This is a genomic window from Pseudomonas agronomica (genome assembly GCF_025917275.1).
Lineage (GTDB): Bacteria > Pseudomonadota > Gammaproteobacteria > Pseudomonadales > Pseudomonadaceae > Aquipseudomonas > Aquipseudomonas agronomica.
In genome coordinates this window covers 1-3217 of the sequence record NZ_JAOSHO010000535.1, presented here as the reverse complement: position 1 = coordinate 3217, position 3217 = coordinate 1, and the positions used below count along the sequence as shown (strand labels likewise).

Genomic DNA, 3217 nt, shown 5'->3' with positions numbered 1-3217 from the left:
GGGGGCGCAGCGCAGCGCTTATTGCTGCTCGTCCCGCACCTGCACACTCGCCGTCATCCCCGCGCTCAACGTTACCCCTTCCGGCACCTTGTCGAGCTTGATCCGCACCGGAATGCGCTGGGCCAGGCGCACCCAGTTGAAGGTCGGCTCGACTTCTGCCAGCAGCTGCGCGTCAGGGTTGGTGTTGCGGTCGGTGATGCCGCGGCTGATGCTTTCCACATGACCTTCCAGCGCATGCCCGGCGCTCATCAACCAGACCTTGACCGGATCGCCCACGCGAATCCTCGGCAGTTTGGTTTCTTCGAAATAGGCCTGTACATAAAACGTCGCGTCATCAATGAGCGCCATGACCGGTTGCCCGGCATTCACGTAGTTGCCTTCGGCCAGGCGCAGGTTGGTGATGTGGCCGCTACGGGGAGCCAGGACCTGGCTGCGGGCCAGGTTCAACTCGGCGACCTTCGCTTCGGCCTGGGCCTCGCGCAGTTCACCTCGGGCAATGCCGGCGTTGATCTGGGCGTTCTCGCGCAACTCGGCGCTGATGGCCTGGGGCCCCAGGGCGGCCCGGCGACTGGCTTCGTGCTCACGCAGGCTCAACTGTTGCTGACGGGTCTGGACCACCGCCCGGGCTTTCTCCACGGCGGCCTCGAAACGCTCGCGATCGATACTCAGCAATAAATCACCGGCCTTGACCTGCTGGTTATCCACGGCCTTGAGCTCGCGCACCCAGCCCGAGACGTCGGGGGCGATCACCACCACGTCGGCGCGGATTCGCGCGTCACGGGTCCAGGGCGTGAGCATGTAGTACTGCCACAAATGAAACCCGGCGAAGATCGCCACGGCCACCACGCACAACGTGACGGCGACACGTACGGAGGTACGCATGTTCAACTCCTCATAACGGTCCGAGGACCAGGGTAATGACAGTCAGGACACAGACATACAGGGCACAATCGAACAAGGCTTCGTGCCAGATCCAGCGCCCGGCCGGCAGCAGGCCGAGCAACAGGCGCAACGCACCAGTCGCCAGCAAGGCCAGCACCACGTAAATCAGGAACGGGCTGAGCAACACCCCGCCGATCGACCATTCACGCAAGCCCATGGCTGAGTCCCCCTCGTTCGGATTCGTGTTGGCGACACCAGGCGCGCCAACTGTTCTGCAATTGCACGATGGCGCCCTGGGCCAGTTTCAGCGCATCGCTGGAAGGTTGCCGGGACAACACCTGCAGGTAGTCGTCGCTCACCTGGGCCAACGCCTCGGCCTGGTCACCGGCCGGGCCGTGCTCCAAAACCTGCTCCAACGTTTCGAAATAACGGCGCTGGACTGGGCTTTCGGGGGTTTGGGCGACGGCCAGGCTCAAGCGCAGGTGCAGTAGCTCATCGCCGATGTCCAGGCCCAGCAAACCATCGTCCCAACGGCTACGCGCCGGCACCGGCAGTTCGGGATAGTGCCGGGCCAGTTGCAGCAATCGGTCGGCCATGCGCCCGCCAAACCAGCTCTCGGCACCGCCCAGGTTGCGATGGGTCAGACGCACCAGGTCATCCAGGGTCGCCGCCAGCAGCCGACGACTGTGCCAGGCCGGGTTGCGCAAGATCAGCAGCTTGAAAGCCAACACCGCCGCGCCCACGCCAATCATCATCGCCTGGGCGTTATTGAAAAAAGCCGCGACGTCGTACTTCATCGCGTTGAGCGGTGACACCAACACCACGAAATGCAGGCAGAACGAAGTGGCCGTGGCAAATATCGGCGGCTTGGCCATCCCCAGCGCCCCGAGGAACAGCGGCACGCCCATGGCCATGCAGAGCATCGCGAAACTGTTCCATTGTGGCAGCAGGATTTCGCCAATCACGAACGCCGTCGGCACCGCCAGCAGAATGCCCCGCAAGAAACTCATGCCGATTTGCGCGCCGTTTTCCCGGCTGGCGAACAGGCTGCACACCACGCAAGTGAGCACCAGCGCGCCGGACGCCGCAGGCCAGGCGGTTGCCAGCCAGAAACACGACACTGCCAGGAACGCGAGGGCACTGCGGGCACCGAAGACCATGGCCAGGGACAGATCGCGGTGCGGCGCCAGGGTTCGCGGCGGGTCTACCGTCGCCCTGCCCTCCTGCACCGCCGCCAGCGCCGCGCAGGCGGCCAAGGCGGTATCGAGCAGCAAGGCAAAACGAGCCAGGCAATAACTTTGCGCCGAGCTGATCTGCGGGTCGTGAGAGGCGTCCCAGACCCGCGGTCGTAACGCCTGCAGTGCCGGGCTGTCCGCCTCCAGGGCTTGCTGCACCTCGTCCATCCACGGCTGAAGCGCTTCGGCTTCCTGCGGCTCGAGCTGTTTCCACTGCCTGCGCACCGAACGGGAAATACGCAACAGCATCAACAATTTCTGGCTCAAGCCGCTGATGGCCCGGGCACGCTGGCGGCCCAGGCTGCCTTCGAACCAGGCGTGTTCACGCTGGGCATCCACCGCGACGATCTTGCCGAGGATCTCAAGCAAACCCTTGCGCGCCTGGGCATCACCCGCCAACGTGGCGCGGGCCGCCTGCATGCCGCTCAGCCAGGCCGCACGGGCCTGGTCCGCCAGTTGTCGCTCGACCCGCAGCGGCCAGAGCAGCGCACTCGCCGCCGTGGCACAGGCGATGCCCAGGCTGATTTCGGTGCAGCGCGCAACGGCTTGATCAAACACCGCAAGCGGATGGGAAACGGCGGGCAAGGCGATAATCGCCACCGTGTAGCCCGCCAGCACGAACGAATAGGACCAGGCGCTGCGCAACAGCGTCGAACAGGCCGTGCACACGCCCAGCCACAGCGCCAGCGCCAGCAGGAACAACCATGGCGTCTGGGCGAACAGACCCATGAACACCACCGACATGATGGTTCCCACCAGGGTGCCGAGCAACCGCGCCAAACCCTTCTGGACCACCATCCCGGATAACGGCTGGGCGACGATGAATGCAGTCATCAGCGCCCAGGACGGTTGCTCCAGGCCCAAGCGCAACGCCAGCCACAGCGCCAGGCCGCCACCGAGCACGGTCTTGATGGCGAACTGCACAGCGAGGCGATCGGGGGCGAACAAGGCCTGGAGGGTAATGGGCACGCGAGAAACTCTTCTAGGGATGTTGTAACGATAGATCGCTGGGAAGGTGGCGCAATTATTAGCTAGCTATCTATCCGAGTCCATAGTTGTTTGTCGACCCTTCATGCGAAGGCGCGGCGAGGGAGCTTGCT

At 64.4% G+C, this 3217-nt stretch carries 3 protein-coding genes; all 3 read right to left on the bottom strand.

Going from position 1 to position 3217, the window contains the following annotated elements; all coding sequences use genetic code 11:
* Positions 1-18 precede the first annotated feature (18 nt).
* From OC610_RS24015 to OC610_RS24005, 3 genes are read right to left on the bottom strand one after another with little or no spacing between them, the layout of a single operon-like run.
* Entirely contained in the window at positions 19-882 is an 864-nt protein-coding gene (locus tag OC610_RS24015; protein ID WP_264431404.1) for an efflux RND transporter periplasmic adaptor subunit, read from the bottom strand.
* A 10-nt stretch (positions 883-892) separates the two neighbouring features.
* Entirely contained in the window at positions 893-1099 is a 207-nt protein-coding gene (locus OC610_RS24010; RefSeq protein WP_030139347.1) for a DUF1656 domain-containing protein, read from the bottom strand.
* Positions 1086-3086 carry an FUSC family protein gene (locus OC610_RS24005; RefSeq protein ID WP_264431401.1) on the bottom strand — a complete coding sequence of 667 codons (2001 nt, stop codon included), beginning with the start codon at positions 3084-3086 and terminating at the stop codon, positions 1086-1088. Before OC610_RS24005 ends, OC610_RS24010 begins: the two co-directional genes overlap by 14 nt.
* Between the last annotated feature and the right edge of the window lie 131 nt (positions 3087-3217).